The sequence below is a fragment of the Cryobacterium sp. AP27 genome (assembly GCF_056680495.1).
Genome location: NZ_CM155285.1, coordinates 3159377 through 3176400, shown reverse-complemented (window position 1 = coordinate 3176400; position 17024 = coordinate 3159377). Strand labels below are relative to the sequence as shown.

Below are 17024 nucleotides of genomic sequence, written 5' to 3'. Positions count from 1 at the left end.
CCGCGTGAGCGGATGCCTGACACCCGCTATTCGGCGACATGCACCTGGGTGCGGTGGAAGTTCTGGAAGGACCGGCTCGCCGTGGGACCACGCTGCCCCTGGTAGCGGGAGCCGTACTGGCTTGAGCCGTAGGGCTGTTCGGAGGGCGAACTCAGCTGGAAGAAGCACAGCTGTCCGATCTTCATGCCTGGCCAGAGCTTGATCGGCAGGGTTGCCACGTTGCTGAGCTCAAGGGTCACGTGACCGGTGAACCCCGGGTCGATGAAGCCGGCGGTGGAGTGGGTGAGCAGCCCCAGGCGCCCGAGCGAGCTTTTGCCCTCCAGGCGGGCGGCGATGTCATCGGGAAGAGTCACCTTTTCATACGTGGCGCCGAGCACGAACTCACCCGGGTGCAGGATGAACGGTTCGCCTGGCTTCGCCTCGATCAGTCGGGTGAGCTCCGGCTGGTCTTCGGCCGGGTCGATGTAGGCATATTTATGATTATCGAACAGTCGAAAAAACCCGTCGAGCCGCACGTCAATGCTCGACGGCTGAATCATGGCGGGGGTAAACGGGTCGAGACCGATTCGTTCGGCGTCGAGTTGGGCCTTAATATCGCGATCCGAGAGCAGCACGGTGCAAGCCTATCGGCGAGAGCTTGATATGCTGGCACCGTTCCGGTTGTTGTTCACTCACGGTCGGGCGCGCGGATGTAGTTCAATGGTAGAACTTCAGCTTCCCAAGCTGATAGCGCGGGTTCGATTCCCGTCATCCGCTCTCTTACCGAGACGCAACACGTGTCTCTCGCCCGGTCGGTCGGTGCCGACAATGATTGCCCGTTGACTCGTCGGCTCACCCAGCGCCGGGCACGGCGCATAGGCAGAACGAGGAGACACATGACGGTGGTAATTGCCGGATGCGGCGACCTGGGCACCGAGGTCGGGCTGAGGTTCGCACGGCTCGGCTATCGCGTGCTGGGGTTGCGTCGAAACGCTGACCGACTTCCAGCCGCCCTCATCGGCCAGTCCATCGACCTCACCCGCGAGCAACCCGTCCTCCCCTCAGACACCGAACTTGTCGTCGTGGCCATCGCCGCGGGCAACTCAACCGTCGACGCGTACCGCACCGCTTACGTTGAGGGGCTGAGTCACGTGCTCGACGCCGTCGAAGCCCTGGACGGGACCCGGCCTCGCCGCGTGCTTCTCGTCTCCTCGACCGCGGTGTACGACATCAACGATGCCAGCTGGGTCGACGAACAAACCCCGGCAAACCCGGCCCCGGGAACCAACGCCATTTTGCTGGAGTCCGAACAGCTGCTGCACGCGCGCATGCCCGCTGCCATCGTGCTGCGTTTGTCAGGTATCTACGGCCCCGGGCGCGAGCGCCTGATCACTCAGGCCCGTGAGGGCAGGGCCACGGTGTCCACGGCGTCTCGCTACACCAACCGTATTCACCGGGACGACGCGGCAGCGGCGATCGTGCACCTGCTCACCCAGGTCGAAGCCCCCGACCCGCTGTACCTCGGCGTCGACAATTCACCCGTGCCGATGAACGACGTGGTGACATTTCTGGCGGCCGAGCTCGGACTGCCTCGGCCGACCGTCGACGATACGCCCCGTGCGAGTCAGCGCGGCGGCGACAAACGCCTCAGCAACCGGCTCCTGCTCGACACGGGCTTCACCTTCGGCTATCCCTCCTACCGTGAGGGGTACCGCGCCGTGATCGCCGGCCGGGGAACCCGTCACACCTGAGCATGGCAGGACACCCGGCGGCACATGAGTGCACCCCTGATGTCGATCCCTCCAAGATCCAGACCAATCCGAGTCGGCCGCACCTCCGAATAGAGGGCAAGACACGGGTTCGCCGTGGCACATACAGGAGGCAATCGAAATGTCCAAGTCACCCAACCGCCTGATCGCAAGCATCTTTGGCGCGGTCTATCTGCTCGTCGGCCTGCTCGGCTTCGCCTATACCGGAGGGGTCAACTTCGTGGCGACCTCCGGTGGATTGATTCTCGGAGTCTTCGAGGTCAATCCGCTTCACAACGTGGCCCACCTGCTGATCGGTGCCGCCCTGCTGCTCGCCGGAATGTCGAACGTTTCCGCGGCGAAGGCGACGAATACCACCATCGGTGCCGTGTACCTCCTTCTCGGAATCGTCGGGTTCTTCCTCGTGGGAACCGGGCTCAACATCCTGGCCCTCAACACGGCAGACCACTTCCTCCACCTCGCCAGCGCCCTCGTGCTGCTCGGCGCCGGTCTCGGAGCGGACAAGTCCGTGAAATCGGTCACCGTCTAGCCCCGCCGTTCACCGACCCTGGAAGGGAGCCACCGTGGCCCCGGCAATCCGCCTTCTGCTCGCATTCTCCGCCCTCGGCGCAGGATTGATACACCTCGCCGTTGGCGCCGGAGCTCCCTTCCCCCTCTGGGTCTTGCTGGTTGGCTTCGGCATTGCCGAACTCGGCTGGGCCGTGGCGACGCTCTACACAGGCCGCATCGTCCTGCCCCGCCTCACTCTGGGCGGCTCGCTCGTGCCGGTCGCCGTCTGGGCCGCGACGGCCACCCTCGGTAGCGGCCTCGGGGTCTCTGCTCAGGCCATCGGCCTCCCCTTGTTTCCGATGTTCATCGCCTCACTGTTCAACATCTTCCTGGCCGCTACCCTCGCCGCCCTCGCCCGAAACGCAGCGAACAGCACCCGTCAGCCGCTTGCACCGGAAAAGCCGGCCGGCTGGAAGTTCGCTACCGCGCTCGTTCTGGGTGGCGTCATCTTCTCTGGACTCACCACGCCCGCCCTTGCCGCCACGAACGCCGGACTCTACGCCGTTCCGCACGGATCGCATTCGATCCCCGCGCTGGAATTACTCGAGTCCGACTCTCACGCGGGTCATTAGCGGCAAGACAAGAAGCCGCGGAAACAACACGAACCGGCTGCCGGGCACTCGAGAAATCCCGTGCCCGGCGGCGTCGTATCCACCCGTGTCGGGACGGCGGTTGGTGCCCGGACATGGGCGCCTGAAGATAAAACCTGGGTGCAGGCGCGCCTCTTATGACGACGAAATCGAGCGCTCCCCTCGGGACGACTCAGTGTCAGTGGTGCCTGTCACACTTATCTCATGACAACCACCATTGACGGTGTTTTCGTTGAACTGACCGGGGCTCTGGCCCGGTCAGGTATATCCGCGGCGTCGTTCGCGGACCTCTCCGACGACGAGTCGGAGAACACCCATCGGGCCATCGCCCGGCTCTCCCGCGAGGTCGCCACCTACCTCGCCCTGTCGGCGGCGAACGTCGCCGCCCGCTCCGACTGGCAGCTCGGTCGCGAGGGCCTCGCCAGAAAGAAGGGTTACGGCTCCGCAGAGTGTCTCGACGGGCTCGACAACCGGGTGCAGGCATAAGACTGCGCCGGCGGCAGGAGCAAGGCGGATACTCGCCGCCTGATCGAGGCCGGCACCATGGCCTCCGAAGCCGAAGCCGAAACCGCCCGGGAACGCCAGAAGCAGGCCGACCGGCTGGCTCTTGCTCACCCGGAGGCGCCGCCGGTCGAGGTGCACGTGCCGTGGTTCGCTCCGCTCGGTCCCGGCACCCTCTTCGGCCGGATCCGCCGCTCCGTGAAGCTCGTTGGCACTGCGACAGATGCTCCGGCACCGACACCCTCGCGTGGCGCCTCGGGCCAACTGCTTTTGACAAACGGGTTCATCGAAGGGACCCCGGACGCGATCCCGACGACCACCATCGTCCGGTCGATCTGCAACACCGGCTTTATCCCGGTGTTGTTCAGTCGAGGTGGCACCGTGCTCGACGTCGGGCGAGAACAGCGCCTCTTTTCACGGGCGCAACGCGCGGCCCTGGCGCTCCGGGACGGCGGCTGCAGGTGGCCGGGTTGCCACCGACCACCCGCTTACTCCGAAGCCCACCACATCAACGGGTGGAACACCGGCGGATTCACCAACCTGGATGATGGCATCCTGCTCTGCGTCCGTGACCACCTCCGCCTGCACAACGACGGGTGGCAGATCAGTCGCATCGGCACCGGTACCGGCATGGAGTACTGGCTGACCCCACCATTGGCCGCCGACCCGACCCGCACGCCCATCAGTCTGGCCGGCACATCAGTCCTGACATCGGGGTCGCCGCTGCAGCGCCGCACCTGATGCGCGCGCCAGACGCGCGCATCAGGTGCGGTGCCCACCGGACGGATGGGTAGTTTCAGACGGCCGCTACGACGCCGGGTTCAGTTCGGTCGAATCGGTGCGCGGGATGTTCATGAAGCGCTGCACATTCTCATCCACGATGATGTCGCTGGGCCGAAGTGGGCGAGTCAGGTACAGGCCATCGAGGCTGGTCAGCCGGCTGAGCGCCACGTAGGTCTGCCCGGGACTGAAGACCCGGGCACCGAGGTCCACGATCGCCCGTTCGTAGGTCGCGCCCTGCGACTTGTGAATGGTGACGGCCCAGGCCAGCCGCAACGGAAACTGCGTGAACTCCGCGACGACATCCTTGCTGAGCTTCTTCGTGGCCGCGTTGTACGTGTACTTGTACTTCTCCCAGACCACGGGCTCGACCTCGTGAGTCTCGCCGTCGATGTCGACGAAGACCGTCGAGTCGACCTTCGTAACGGTGCCGATCGTGCCGTTCACCCAGCGCGGCCCGCCGTCGAGCGGTGAGTCGTTGCGCAGAAACATGACCTGCGCGCCCACTTTCAGCTCGAGCACCTCATCCGCCGGGAACGTGCGCCCGCCGAAGTCCCCGACCACGTCGGCCTTGGCGGTGAGCGACTTGCCCGACAGTCGCTTCAGAGCGGATGCGTTGATGCGGTTCACGGAGTCATTGCGCGTTGCCAGGGTGATCACGTCGGTGGTGGGCGGAGTCCGTCCGCCGGCGGCGTTCAGCGCCCCACCGATCTCGGGCGTGACCTGCCCATGACGCACGGCATTGAGCATGGTCTTGAAGTCGGAGTCACTCTGCCGGTGAATCTCGGTGAGCTCCACGATGCGCAGCTCCGCGTCCTGCCAGATCTTCGCGTCGAAGAACCACATAGAGCGGTAGTGGTCGGCGAAGTAGGCTCGTTCCTCCGGTCCGCCGGGCACCGGTGCGAGCTGGTAAGGGTCGCCGAAGAGCACAATCTGCACCCCGCCGAAAGTGTCGTGTGGGCGCTGCCTGGCCTGACGCAGGCTCCGATCAATGGCATCCATCAGGTCGGCGTTCACCATGGAGACCTCGTCGATGACGAGGGTGTCGATGGTGTTGAGAAGCTTGCGGACCTGGTCGTTCTGGTCGATGGGGCTGTCCGCGATCACTCCGATCGGTAGCCGAAACAGGGAATGCAGCGTTTGTCCGCCCACGTTCAACGCCGCGACGCCGGTGGGTGCGGCAATCACGATCTGCTTGCTCGTGTTCCACGACAGGTGGTTGAGCAGCGTCGATTTTCCCGTGCCGGCCCGGCCGGTGACGAAGACGTTTTGACGGGTGCCCTCGATGGCCGCGAAGATGGCGGCCTGCTCGCGGGACAGCGGAATATCAGACACTCAGTACCTTCGATAGAACAGACCCCGCGTGCTCAGCCACCCACGGTGACTGCAACGGGACATTCCACTGTAACCGCCCGGCACCCGCACTCTTACTGCAAGCGCAACTGGATTGAGAACTCGTCGATCACGCTGCCGTCCTTGGCGCTGTTGTCGAAGGCCACCAGATCGTAGTAGCCACTGACGGCGTCGCCGGGAAGGGCCATCGTCGCCGTGAAGTCCGACTCCTCGGTACCGGCTTCGGCCGTGACCTCCGTGTTGACGATCGTTGCCCCCGCGGTGTTGCGCAGCTCGAGCGTGAACATGGCCTCGAATACGAGCGCCCGTCCCTTCACGGTCAGCGTCGATCCCGGAGCAACCTGCTGGCCGCAGGTCGGGGACGTGATGAAAATCGCTGGATGATCGGCCGATACCGTGACCTGCCGCTCCACGAGATTCTCCATCGAGCCGTCTTTCGCACTGTAGTCGTAGGCACGCAGGGTGATGGGCCCGGATTTCGCGGGCGGGGGGAAGGCCAGTGTGGTCTGCCAGGTGCCCGGGGTTCCCGACCCGGATGTGGCCATGATGCTACGCACGCACAACTGCGTGCCGGCGGCATCGAGGGCATCCACGGTGAGCGCGGCTTCAAAGGTGTTGGCCGTTCCGCTCATCTCAACCGGGGTCGCCACCGTCGAGTCGGCAGCCGGCATGTCGATCGAAATCAAGGGATCGGATGTCGCGGTGGGTGTGGGTGTAGGTGTGGCCGTTGTCGACGTGGGTGTCGGCGACCCTGTCGGTGAGGTGCCTTCACTCGCACACGCCGCACTCATCAGGAGCACGACCGCGGCCAGCGCCACCACGGACAAGACTCGGCGACTGGACATGGGTGCCTTCTTCCTCGAATCTGTCGTGAGTGTAGCGCGGGCGGGGCGCCCGTAGGATGTTGGAGTGACCGTAGTTGACCGAAGAGACCGCACCGCGGTCGTGCGAGCCACGGTGGCCGTGGCCCTGGTCGCCGTCCTCCTCGTGGGAGCCTTGTTTGCCGCGATCGGCTCATTGAACAGAGAGGTCTACAGCGCGGGCGGCTTTGTGCGGCAATACCTCGATGCGCTGGCCCGGACGGACACCGGCGCGGCCCTCAAGCTCGACGGCGTCGTGCCCACGTCGGATCAGCTTGAGGCGGCCGGTCTCCCGGCCGACCTGCCGACAACGCTGCTGCGGGCATCCGTTCTGGGTGATCTCACGGACATCACGCTCATCAGCGACGTGGAATCGGCACCCGACCTGCACACCGTGGTCTACGATTTCGAGCTCGACGGGCAGCCGTCGAGCATGCAGTTCTCCGTGCAGCACACGGGTCGGTTCGGCGGGGTCTTCGACAGTTGGCGCTTTGCGACCAGCCCGATCGCGGCACTTGCGGTGACGGTGCAGCACGAATCCATTTTCACGGTGAACGGGCTCACCCTCGACACTCGGGCACACGCGGCAGCGGATGCCCCGGCATCCTTCAACAATGCGGCCACCTACCTCGCCTTCGCGCCGGCCGTCTACACCTTTCGACACGACTCGACCCTGCTCACCGCCCCGCCCGAGTCCGTGGCGGTGACCACGCCAGGCATCACGGAGGTGTCCGTCGACGCGGCACCCAACGAGGCCTTCACGAAGCAGGTTCAGGATGAACTCAACAACTTCCTCGATACGGAATGTGCCACGCAAACCGTACTGCAGCCCACCGGCTGCCGATTCGGCATCGACATCAACAACAGGGTGCTGAACGCGCCGACGTGGTCGATCGCCGAGTACCCGGTCGTCACGCTCACCTCGGGAGAGGTCCAGTTCGAAATGCCGGACACCGTCGGACAGGCACACATCAACGTGAAGGTGCAGTCACTCTTCGACGGCAGCATCGAAACCCGTGACGAAGACGTACCGTTCACCATGGGCCTGAGCGTGACCATCCAGCCGAGCGGCGCCCTGGCCATCCAGCTGCACTAGCGCGGGTCGGCATGCGGGGCTCCGTGAGGCCGTGCGCGCGGCGGCTAACGGTCGCGGGCCGCCATGCGCGACAACTTCGCGTTGTACTGCGTGAGTTCGGCGTCGTGGGTACGGTCCGCGTTTCGGTCGAGGCGCTTCGTCTCCTTCGCGTCGCTGCGGCTCCACTGGATCGCCACCACGATCGCCAGGGCGATTGTCGGAAGCTCACCGACACCCCACGCGATACCGCCGCCCATCTGTTGATCGTCAATGGCGCTGAGCCCCCAGGTGCGGCCCATCGCGCCGTACCAGTCGGCCAATAACAGGCGCGTCCCCATCATGAGGGCAACGCCGAAGAAGGCATGGAAGACCATGGTCCCAATGAGAAGCAGCAGACGGAAGGCATACGGAAGGCGGTACGGCACCGGGTCGATGCCCACGAGCGACTGCACGAACAGGTAACCGGTGATGAGGAAGTGCGCCATCATCCACTGATGCCCGGTGTGGTCGGTCGTTGCCCAGCTGAACAGCGGCGTGTAGTAGAACACCCAGAGTGAACCGGCGAACAGCCCGGCTGCCACGAGCGGGTTGGCCACCGTTCCCGCAAACTTGGAGTGCACCGCGAGCAGAATCCACTCACGCCCGCCGCGACTGCCGTCTTGACGCTTGCGAATGGCCCGAGCAGCGAGCGTCACCGGCGCACCGGGAACAAGCAGCACGGGAATGAGCATGGTCAGCATCATGTGCATGAGCATGTGGCTGGAGAACAGGTACTCCTGGTACACCGCGACGCCACCACTCGTCAGGTAGAAGAGTGCGACCAAACCGGTCACCCAGAACACGGAACGGTGGATCGGCCATTTGTCGCCTCGCTGGCGCAGCCTGTACACACCGGCAAGGTAGAAGAAGATGCCGAAGGCGCAGAACAGCAACCACGCGAGGTCGACGTCCCATTCGGTGAAGTACCGGGCGAAGGTGAGTTCGGGCGGCAGGGGCTCGCCCGTGAGGATCTGGGCCGGCGTCGAGGTCGGCACCGACGACGCCACGGTCTGGGCAATCGGGGTCGCCGTTCGGGCGAGCGCGGCAGCCACTCCGGAAGCGAGGCCCATGAAGCCCAGCTCGGCCACGACGAGCCACCAGAACCAACGACGTTCGTGCTCGGCGCTGGAGTTGAGCCGCCCGATGAAGAATCGCCGGTACACCAGACCGAAGCAGCCCAGCACAATCAGAGCCGCCACCTTCACCAGCACGAGCACGCCGTAGGGCGTGAGCAGGTTCTCCCATGTGCCCACGCGAAGCTCCGCGCTCACGTAGCCGGACGCGGCCACCGCGACGAACGAGACGAGCGCCAGCGACGAGTAGCGTCCGAGCACCACGCCGAGGCGGTCCTTGGCGAGGTGGTTGCGCAACACGATGATGGTGAGCAGCCCGCCGAGCCAGATGGCGGCGAACACGAGGTGCAGCCCCAGGGCGGTGATGGCCGCATTGTGCCCGGAGGCGCCGGCAGAGTGCCCCTGCTGGGCCATGGGCAGCAGCGAGAGCAGCGACACGCCGAACACGAACACGAGCGCTGTCTGGTTGCGCACGGCGAAGCACAGCACGGTGATCAGGGCGGCGATGAGGGTTGTGGCCAGCCACGCCTGGCCGAGCGAGATCTGACCGAAGAACTGCCCCATCGTGGCGCTGAACCGGTCGTCGAGGCTGACCGGTACGTTCGTGACCTGCAGGAATGTGAAGAATCCGGCGCCGGATGACGCCACGGCGAAGACGGCCGCGGATGCCGCAGCGAAGTCGAGCGCGAAGGTGAATTCACGGGCCTTGGGGGTGAAGGCGAAGATTGCGAGCATCAGTGCGCCGATGGCGCCGGCGGCAGAAATGTTCACGAACATCTTGGAGATCGGGAGCCCCCACCGCACGACCGGACCTGGATCGGCGAGCAGTTGGGCAGCCGCTCCCCCACCAATGTTGAGGGCGACAAGGGTAGACAGGAACGCGACCAGCAGCAAGACTGACGGACCGAGAACGCGGACAAGACGAGGCACCTGCCAAGCTTAACCGCCGTACCGGTGCGGTGGCCGCACGCCCGCCGGCCACCGGCATCCGCTCCTCGCGAGGGCATACAAAAAGGGCGCCGACCGAGGTCGACGCCCTTCTGCGCGCTCGGGCTTCACGGGCTACGCAGGTTTGCTGAGAATTCAATCAGCTAGCCGCGGTCGTAATGAAACCGAAGTTCTTTTCAGACTACTTAGCGGCAGCCTTGAGCTTGCTACCGGCGGTCAGCTTGACGCGGTGACCGGCAGCGATGGCGATCTCTTCGCCGGTCTGCGGGTTGCGGCCGGTGCGAGCGGCGGTTGCGGTGCGCTCGACGCCCAACCATCCCGGGATGGTGACCTTGCCGTCAGCGGCAACGGTCTCGGCGAGGGTTGCGAAGAATGCGTTCAGAACGCCGTCAACTGCAGCCTGGCTCTGTCCGGAGTCAGCGGCAACCTTGGCAACGAGCTCGGTCTTGTTCAGCGACTTGTCAGCCATTGAGTGTCCTCCTCGGACCTACGTGTATAAAAACAGCGATATTCGTAAACGGTAGCAACTCGTGAGAATTGCCACGCCGGTCGGTTCGACCGAGTTGAAATCTAGCAGAGATCCGCGAAATTCCGCGGATTTACGCCTGTTTGAGGCGGTTTCACGGCACTTTCACCCTCTGGGGAGCTAGATTTTGCGCTCTCGGCGAACCGTCGGGGTGCAATCGGCGTGATATCGCGGCCGGTGCTGTCCCCCGCGCGGGGTGCGCACGCACAAAAAACGGGATGCCGACCGAAGTCGCCATCCCGTTCAGATGATTCTGAACCTCGAAGATTGTGAACCTCGAAAATTCAGAGGCCGTTCACCGGCCGCCAGCCATACTTACCAGCTGGACTTGATGATGCCGGGCAGCTCGCCGCGGTGCGCCATGTCGCGGAAACGTACGCGCGAGATGCCGAACTTGGAGAGGTGGCCACGGGGACGACCGTCAACGGCGTCGCGGTTGCGCAGGCGCACCGGGCTCGCGTTGCGCGGAAGCTTCTGCAGGCCCTTGCGTGCCTCTTCGCGAGACTCGTCGGTGCCGGCCGGGTCCACGAGGGCCTTCTTGAGCTCAAGGCGTGTCGCGGCGTAGCGCTCGACGATAACCTTGCGCTGGTTGTTCTTGGCAATCATGCTCTTCTTCGCCATTTTTAGCGCTCCTCACGGAAGTCAACGTGCTTGCGCACTACGGGATCGTACTTCTTGAGTACGAGACGGTCGGGGTTGTTGCGACGGTTTTTCTTGGTCACGTAGGTGTAACCAGTGCCAGCCGTCGAACGGAGCTTGATGATCGGACGTACGTCATGTGCCTTAGCCATTAGATCTTCACCCCACGAGCGAGAACGTCCTTGACGACGCGCTCGATACCACGTGCATCAATAACCTTGATGCCCTTTGCCGACAGCGTCAGCGTTACATTGCGACGAAGTGACGGTACGTAGTACGTCTTCTTCTGTACGTTCGGGTCGAAACGACGCTTGGTGCGTCGGTGCGAGTGCGAAATGTTGTGTCCGAAGCCGGGAACAGCTCCGGTCACCTGGCAGGTTGCTGCCATGATTTCCTCCATTACCGAAGGGCGATTGCCCCTCCCAAGATTTCTTGTCGGCGGGCCGTCCATAAATGGACAGCACGCAATGCGCGCGCAGAGGCGCAGCAGCCTTCAACACTACGGGCTCGCGGCCCTCGACGCAAACTTCAGCCGACGCCACTGCGTTCACGGCCACCGTCGTCGCGGGCGGAGCCGGTCAGAGAGCGGAGGCCGCGGACGCGGTGCACCGCTCGCACAGCCCGAAGACATCAACGACATGAGCCGCTTCAGTGAATCCGTGCTCGGACGCCACGTTCTTCGCCCACGTTTCGACGGCATCCGCTTCGATCTCGACGGTCAGACCACAATTGCGGCAGATCAGATGGTGATGATGGTCGTTGGTGCTGCACGCCCGGTACAGGCTCTCGCCCTCCGGAGACTGCAGCGAATCGGCGCTTCCCTCGGTTGCGAGGTCCGAGAGTGCACGATAGACGGTGGCCAGTCCGATGGGCGAGCCGGTCGCGTGCAGGGTGGAATGCAGACCCTGCGCGCTGACAAAGCCCTCGCTGGCGCCGAGAGCGCCGCGAACCGCCTCGCGCTGCCAGGTGTTTCGCTTCATGTCTTCAACCGTAGCCACATCTCGCTCGTTCGGTGCACCCCGAGCGCTACCAGGAAGAACCCCGCCGCGGTGAGGGCGATGGCGGGGCCGGCGGCCACATCGAGCGCGCGCGAGAGCAATACGCCGATCACGCCGGATGCGGCGCCCAACACCGGGGCGATCACGAAGACATGCGTGACGGTGCGCGAGAGCAATCGCGCGGCGGCGGCCGGGGCGGCGATGAGCGCAATCGCCAGAATCGCACCCACCGCAGGCATAGCCGTGACGACCGTTGCCGTGATGAGGGTGAGGGTGAGAACCTCGATCGGCCATTCTCGGTAGCCGGCGGCGCGGTACCCGTCCACGTCGAACGTGGAGAACAGAATCTGTTTTCCCAACACCCCGATCACGACGAGGGCCACGAGAAGAACGCTCCCGGCGAGCACGGTGTCCCCCGTCGTCACGGTGAGAATCGAGCCCACCAGGAAGGAATCCACCTGCACCGGCAGGGACGGATTCAGCGCCTGCAGCAACACGCCCAGCGCGAAGCCGGCCGTGAGGAGAATGCCAGAAGCCACCTGGCTGCCCTGACGGCGAACCCGGCCGATGAGGGCCATGAGGCCCACGATGACCACGCTCGCCAGGGCGGCGCCGAGCGGGATGCTCACGCCCAGGATCGTGGCCGCGACCGCGCCGGGAAAGGTCGCGTGGGTGAGCGCCTGCGCGAAGAAGGTGCGCTTGCGCAGCACGACGAGGGTCCCCACCAGACCGCTGAGGGCGCCGATCACAACCGCGGCGAGCAGGGCATGTTCGAAATACCCCATCAGCGCCGCACCCGCAGGGACGGCCGGGAGGCACGCCCGGCAAACCGGTCGACGGTAACCCTGGCCACCAGCGCCAGCGCGTAGCCGGCCACCAGCACGAGCACCACGGTGGCCCCGCTCGGCAGGTCGATCCCTGAGGTGACGGATGCCTCAAAGCCGATCGCCAGGCCGAACCAGGCCGCAAGCACGGCGAAGCCGGCCGCAACCGGAAAGAGCAGCCAGAGCCGATGAGTGACGAGCCGGGCGAACGCGCCCGGCACGATCAGAACCGCGAGCACGAGCAGATTGCCGACGGCGTTGCTGGCGGCCACGACCACCATGGCGATCGCGACGTTGAGCACGATGTCCAACACGAGCGGGCGGTATCCGGCGGCCGCGCTCCCGGCGTGGTCGAAGGCACGAAAGACCTGCTGCTTGAGGGTGGCTCCCACAAGCAGCAAGGCGATGCCGCAGATGACGGTGGCCTGTACGACCTCGGCGGCGCTGACGGTGAGCAATCGGCCAAACAGCAGTTGTTCCAGCTGGCCCACGTAATTGGTTTCCCGCGATACCACGATCACGCCGATGCTGAACATGGCCGTGAAGACAACGGCGATGGCGGCATCCGAACTCACGGCACGGCGCACGATCAGGGTGAGCACCACGGCGGCAACGAGCGCGGCAACCATCGCGCCGACAAAGAGGCCGCCGCGGCCGCCCCAGACGAAACCCACGGCGATTCCGGGAAAGACCGCGTGCGTGAGGCCGTCGCTGATGAACTCCAGGCCCCGCAGGTTCACGAGCACGCCGACCAATCCGGCGACGAGGCTCAGCACCACGAGCACAATCAACGCCCTGGCCATGAAGGGTAGCGTGAACGCCTCGATCAGCGGGCCGTCGAGGATCATTCAGTGACCGCCGTGGCCGGGCAGCACCACGGTGTGCTCGTCCATCTCGACGCCCACGTCGCGGAAGGCGCGCTGCACGTTGTCGAGGGTGAGCACGTCGTCGAGCGGGCCGAACGCCACCTGCGTTCCGTTGACCAGCAGCACACACTCGCACACCGCCCGGGCAAGTTCGAGGTCGTGAGTGGAGACCAGCACGGCCACGCCGTCCGCCTTGAGACGGCGCACCGTATCGATAAGCGCGTCGCGGTTCTGCTGGTCGAGGCCGTTGAAGGGCTCATCCAATAGCAGCAGGCGGGGACCGGAGGCGATGGCGCGCGCCAGCAGACCGCGTTGCTGCTGACCACCGGAGAGTTCGCCGAAGCGCGTTTTCGCCCGGTCGCGCAGACCGACGGCCTCCAGGGCCGCGGCCACGGCCACGCGGTCGATTCGTCCCGGCAGCCGGAACCAGCCGAGGGAACGGTAGCGCCCCATCATCACGACCTGCGCGAGCGTGATCGGAAACTGCGGGTCGAGCTGATCGGTCTGCGGCACGTAACCGACCGCCCCCGCCGGGGCTGGGGACGCCCCGAGCACCTCGACGGTTCCGCTCGTGCGCTGGATCAGGCCGAGGACGCCCTTCAGCAGCGTCGACTTCCCCGAGGCGTTGGGCCCGATCAGCGCCACTGCCTGGCCAGGCAGAATCTGGAAGTTCATGCCGGTGAGTGCGGGCGTCGGACCGTACGCGAAAGCGGCGTTCGACACGCGCAGCGCGACGGTCGACGATTCTTGAGAAGGGTTCTCGTTCACGTGTCCACTATTGCAGGTCGCTGGGGAGCGCGGTGGGCGTGGCGCCCCAGGACTCGAGAATGAGCATTGTGTTGTGGATCTGCGCCTTGAGGTAGCTGTCACCTGCGCTGCCCTGTGGGCCGAGCGAATCGACGTAGAGGGCATCGTCACCGGAGTACACGGTCACGTTCGCCTCGCTCGCAATGGTGTCGGCCAGCTTGGGGCTGAGGGAGGCCTCGGAGAAGACCGCCTTCACGCCGGTCGCCTTGATGGCACTCACGAGCGTGTCGATGGCCGCGGCACTCGGCTCGGCGTTGTCGTCGAAGCTGGGTATGACGGCTCCCACGTAGGTGATGCCGTAGGCCGCGGTGTAGTAGCCGAGGGCGTCGTGGTTGCTCACCAGCAGCCGCTCGGCGGCGGGAACGGCGTCGACGTTCTCGTGAATCCAGGCGTCCAGCTCGGCCAGTTTGGCCGAATACGCGGCCGCATTCGCGGTGAACAGCGACAGGTCGGAGGCACTGGTGCCCTCGGCTCCCGCGAGTCCGACCTCAATGGTGTTCACGATCGTTTCCGCGTTGCGTACATCGGTCCAAATATGCGGGTCACCATCGGTGTGGTCCGCGTGCTCCTCCGCCTCGCCGTCCGCGTGCTCGGCGCCGACCTCGCTGCCGAGCACCGTGATGTCGTGGCTGGCGTCGATGGTGACTCCGTCGAATCCGGAGGCATCGATCGCGTCGGACAACCACTCCTCCAGGCCGAGGCCGTTGATCACGAGCACGTCGGCGGAACCGAGAGCGGTGAGGTCGGCAACGGACGGGTCGTAGCTGTGGGCACTCTGGTTGGGCTGAATCAGCTGGGTGAGGCCCACGTCGGGGGCGTCACCCACAACGGCGCGAGTGAATTCCGCGACCTGCGTCGTGGTCGTGACGATCTTGAGCGCGGCATCCGACGAGCTGACAATGGGCGTCGCGGAGCATCCCGACAGGGCCAGCGCCGCCGCGGCGATCAGGGCCGGGACCGCAAAAAATCTTGTGTGCATGTTTCGACATTAACCTTGTTGATAATGATTGTCAAAACCATTAGTGGCGGGGAAGCCGCTATTGGTAGGTGACCAGATCCGGGGTTGGGGTCACGTCGACCATCGTCTGCTCCGGGGTCAGCGTGGGGCGGTCCTCGTCGATGAAGTTCTTCCACCCCCAGGCCAGACCGGGAGGGGCGTCCGTCTGCAGTGCCGACCAGGTGGCCTGCTTGTCGGGCTGCCCGCCGAGACCGTCAACGTGCAGCAGCAGCGCCAGCTCCGGGTGTGTCAGGTCGAGCGCGCCCCGATTCTGAATCATGCTCGACCGGAACTGGTGCAGCACGAGCAGCTTCTGCGGGAGGGCGTTGTCGCTGGTGAGCGCGGCCAGCCAGCCGACGACGGCGTTGATCTCCGCGACGTCGACGCGACCGATTTGCGCCAGATGCCGTTGGTCGGGCGCGAGCCGCCACTCGGGATCGAGCGCGAGGCCCACATAAGGAAGCTCAAGCAGGCTGGAGTATTGCTGCGCCTGGCTGAGGAAGTCGGTGCGCCCCGGCTGCAGGTCGAGAACAACATAAACGCCGGCGGCGCCGGCCGCCTCCACCCAGGGACGCAGCACCTCCGCGGGAATCTCGTTGGAGTAGTTTCCGTCAGCACCGGCGCCGGCCGCGGCCACGGTCGCGATGATCTCGTGCATGGGGACGACCGGACGATCGCTGAGCGGTTGGTAGGCGGCGGCCAGCTCCTGGGCCCGCGCGATCGCCTCGGTGACCGGCTGTTCCCCGAGCACGCCGAGCACCGGGGCGCCGGGCGTGCCATAGAGAGCCACGAAACGTCGACCCGGGAAGAGGAGTTGCCCACCGCCGGGCAGGTGGATTCCCGAGGTGGCGGCGCGCACCTTGTAATCGAGGCTCAACTCGGCGGCGAAGGGCGCACCGAGCGCCAGCACGGACGTTGGCGCCGCGGCGCCGAGCGCCGTCACCGTTTCGGCCGACGCCTGCGGGTTCGGCCGCATCGTCGGCACCAGCGTGACGGCCACGGAGGCCGCACGCGCCGTGGCGACACCGGCCAGCTGCGCCGGGTCATCCGTGGCCAGCAGCATGCCGTCGGTGAGAGCGGCCGGGCGGCTGACCTGCGGCAGGGCGATCTCGGGCTCGGCCGCGGATGCGGTGGGCGTTGGCGTGCTGGTCGCCGTTGATGGCAGCTCGAGCAGCACCGGCCTGAGCGGATTCACCCGGGCCAGTGCGGTGAGCGCCAGCGGCGCTGTGGCCACCGGCACGATCCGGAGCGGCTTCGGCAGGATGGCGTTCACGGCCTCGGCCGTGGCCGGAACCGACAGTCGTGTACGCGGGACATCCGCTCGCCGCGCCGCGGACGGCGAAGCGGAGGACGGGGTTCCGGTGGCGCTCACGCTGCGACCGCCGCCGCCCACGCTCACGACATAGGAGGCCTGAAGCCGAGTGAGCTCGGCACTGACCGCGGCCGTGGTGGGGGCTCCGAACTCCGGCGTCAGCAGCAGCGGCACACCCAAATTCACGGCGGCAGAAGCAGCGAGCAGCTGGGCTCCGACGTTGCCGACGGGCGCCGTCACGACGAACTCGGATGCTTCGTACAGGGCGGAACTCGTCGCCACGGCGTTCACCACCGGGTCGTCGTCCGCAACAACGGTGAGAAACGACGTCGGCAGCGCGGTCCGCGTCTGCAAGGCCGGGGGTGAATTCGCCTCCACGTCGGACACGCACCCGGTGAGACCCCCCAGAGTCGCGACGGTGGCAACCAGCAGCAGGGTCAGCGAGCGCCCCCGGCCTCTCACGTGTCACACCGCATCAGTCGTCACCATTCCACTGGGGAGCTTTCAGTTTAGGGACGCATCCGAACCGCGACAAGCAT

At 65.6% G+C, this 17024-nt stretch carries 20 protein-coding genes and 1 tRNA gene; 7 read left to right on the top strand and 14 right to left on the bottom strand.

Annotated elements, in window-relative coordinates:
• Nucleotides 1-26: 26 nt before the first annotated feature.
• Entirely contained in the window at nt 27-614 is a 588-nt protein-coding gene (gene dcd, locus AC1MB9_RS15095) for a dCTP deaminase (RefSeq protein ID WP_479962733.1), read from the bottom strand.
• Between the two features lie 71 nt (nt 615-685).
• Here dcd and AC1MB9_RS15090 point away from each other — a divergent pair.
• From AC1MB9_RS15090 to AC1MB9_RS15065, 6 genes are all read left to right on the top strand, one after another.
• Nucleotides 686-756: transfer RNA gene (locus tag AC1MB9_RS15090), tRNA-Gly, on the top strand.
• Between the two features lie 119 nt (nt 757-875).
• A complete protein-coding gene (locus AC1MB9_RS15085; RefSeq protein WP_479962732.1) occupies nt 876-1730 on the top strand; it encodes an NAD-dependent epimerase/dehydratase family protein in 855 nt (284 codons plus the stop codon).
• 139 nt (nt 1731-1869) lie between these two features.
• Nucleotides 1870-2277 carry a DUF4383 domain-containing protein gene (locus tag AC1MB9_RS15080; RefSeq protein ID WP_479962731.1) on the top strand — a complete coding sequence of 136 codons (408 nt, stop codon included), beginning with the start codon at nt 1870-1872 and terminating at the stop codon, nt 2275-2277.
• A 34-nt stretch (nt 2278-2311) separates the two neighbouring features.
• Nucleotides 2312-2869, top strand: coding sequence for a hypothetical protein (locus tag AC1MB9_RS15075; RefSeq protein ID WP_479962730.1), 558 nt, complete (start codon nt 2312-2314; stop codon nt 2867-2869).
• 222 nt (nt 2870-3091) lie between these two features.
• Complete coding sequence (locus AC1MB9_RS15070) at nt 3092-3373, top strand: hypothetical protein (protein ID WP_479962729.1); 282 nt, start codon at nt 3092-3094, stop codon at nt 3371-3373.
• Between the two features lie 57 nt (nt 3374-3430).
• Entirely contained in the window at nt 3431-4129 is a 699-nt protein-coding gene (locus AC1MB9_RS15065) for an HNH endonuclease signature motif containing protein (RefSeq protein WP_479962728.1), read from the top strand.
• A 66-nt stretch (nt 4130-4195) separates the two neighbouring features.
• On the opposite strand, the gene AC1MB9_RS15060 is transcribed toward AC1MB9_RS15065, so the two are convergent.
• Nucleotides 4196-5503, bottom strand: coding sequence for an ATP-dependent DNA helicase (locus tag AC1MB9_RS15060; RefSeq protein ID WP_479962727.1), 1308 nt, complete (start codon nt 5501-5503; stop codon nt 4196-4198).
• Nucleotides 5504-5595: 92 nt separating this feature from the next.
• On the bottom strand, nt 5596-6366 hold the full coding sequence (locus AC1MB9_RS15055; protein ID WP_479962726.1) for a Gmad2 immunoglobulin-like domain-containing protein: 771 nt from the start codon (nt 6364-6366) through the stop codon (nt 5596-5598).
• 64 nt (nt 6367-6430) lie between these two features.
• On the opposite strand from AC1MB9_RS15055, the gene AC1MB9_RS15050 reads away from it, so the two are divergent.
• On the top strand, nt 6431-7477 hold the full coding sequence (locus AC1MB9_RS15050; RefSeq protein WP_479962725.1) for a hypothetical protein: 1047 nt from the start codon (nt 6431-6433) through the stop codon (nt 7475-7477).
• Between the two features lie 44 nt (nt 7478-7521).
• Here AC1MB9_RS15050 and AC1MB9_RS15045 read toward each other — a convergent pair whose 3' ends face one another.
• From AC1MB9_RS15045 to AC1MB9_RS14995, 11 genes are all read right to left on the bottom strand, one after another.
• Entirely contained in the window at nt 7522-9498 is a 1977-nt protein-coding gene (locus AC1MB9_RS15045) for a bifunctional copper resistance protein CopD/cytochrome c oxidase assembly protein (protein ID WP_479962724.1), read from the bottom strand.
• A gap of 199 nt (nt 9499-9697) precedes the next feature.
• Nucleotides 9698-9985, bottom strand: a complete 288-nt coding sequence (locus AC1MB9_RS15040; RefSeq protein ID WP_035835256.1) for an HU family DNA-binding protein — start codon at nt 9983-9985, stop codon at nt 9698-9700.
• A 372-nt stretch (nt 9986-10357) separates the two neighbouring features.
• On the bottom strand, nt 10358-10663 hold the full coding sequence (rpsN, locus tag AC1MB9_RS15035; protein ID WP_134173000.1) for a 30S ribosomal protein S14: 306 nt from the start codon (nt 10661-10663) through the stop codon (nt 10358-10360).
• A 2-nt stretch (nt 10664-10665) separates the two neighbouring features.
• The gene (rpmG, locus tag AC1MB9_RS15030; protein WP_022885354.1) at nt 10666-10833 is read right to left on the bottom strand and encodes a 50S ribosomal protein L33; all 168 of its coding nucleotides are present in this window, start codon (nt 10831-10833) and stop codon (nt 10666-10668) included.
• The gene (gene rpmB, locus AC1MB9_RS15025) at nt 10833-11069 is read right to left on the bottom strand and encodes a 50S ribosomal protein L28 (protein WP_479962723.1); all 237 of its coding nucleotides are present in this window, start codon (nt 11067-11069) and stop codon (nt 10833-10835) included. Before rpmB ends, rpmG begins: the two co-directional genes overlap by 1 nt.
• Before the next feature lie 190 nt (nt 11070-11259).
• Entirely contained in the window at nt 11260-11661 is a 402-nt protein-coding gene (locus AC1MB9_RS15020) for a Fur family transcriptional regulator (protein ID WP_479962722.1), read from the bottom strand.
• The gene (locus tag AC1MB9_RS15015) at nt 11658-12464 is read right to left on the bottom strand and encodes a metal ABC transporter permease (RefSeq protein ID WP_479962721.1); all 807 of its coding nucleotides are present in this window, start codon (nt 12462-12464) and stop codon (nt 11658-11660) included. Before AC1MB9_RS15015 ends, AC1MB9_RS15020 begins: the two co-directional genes overlap by 4 nt.
• Nucleotides 12464-13351, bottom strand: a complete 888-nt coding sequence (locus AC1MB9_RS15010; RefSeq protein WP_479962720.1) for a metal ABC transporter permease — start codon at nt 13349-13351, stop codon at nt 12464-12466. The genes AC1MB9_RS15015 and AC1MB9_RS15010 overlap by 1 nt, the downstream gene beginning before the upstream one ends.
• Nucleotides 13352-14137 carry a metal ABC transporter ATP-binding protein gene (locus tag AC1MB9_RS15005; RefSeq protein WP_479962719.1) on the bottom strand — a complete coding sequence of 262 codons (786 nt, stop codon included), beginning with the start codon at nt 14135-14137 and terminating at the stop codon, nt 13352-13354. It lies immediately after the preceding gene.
• A gap of 7 nt (nt 14138-14144) precedes the next feature.
• A complete protein-coding gene (locus AC1MB9_RS15000) occupies nt 14145-15155 on the bottom strand; it encodes a metal ABC transporter substrate-binding protein (protein WP_479962718.1) in 1011 nt (336 codons plus the stop codon).
• Nucleotides 15156-15213: 58 nt separating this feature from the next.
• Entirely contained in the window at nt 15214-16947 is a 1734-nt protein-coding gene (locus AC1MB9_RS14995) for a hypothetical protein (protein WP_479962717.1), read from the bottom strand.
• Between the last annotated feature and the right edge of the window lie 77 nt (nt 16948-17024).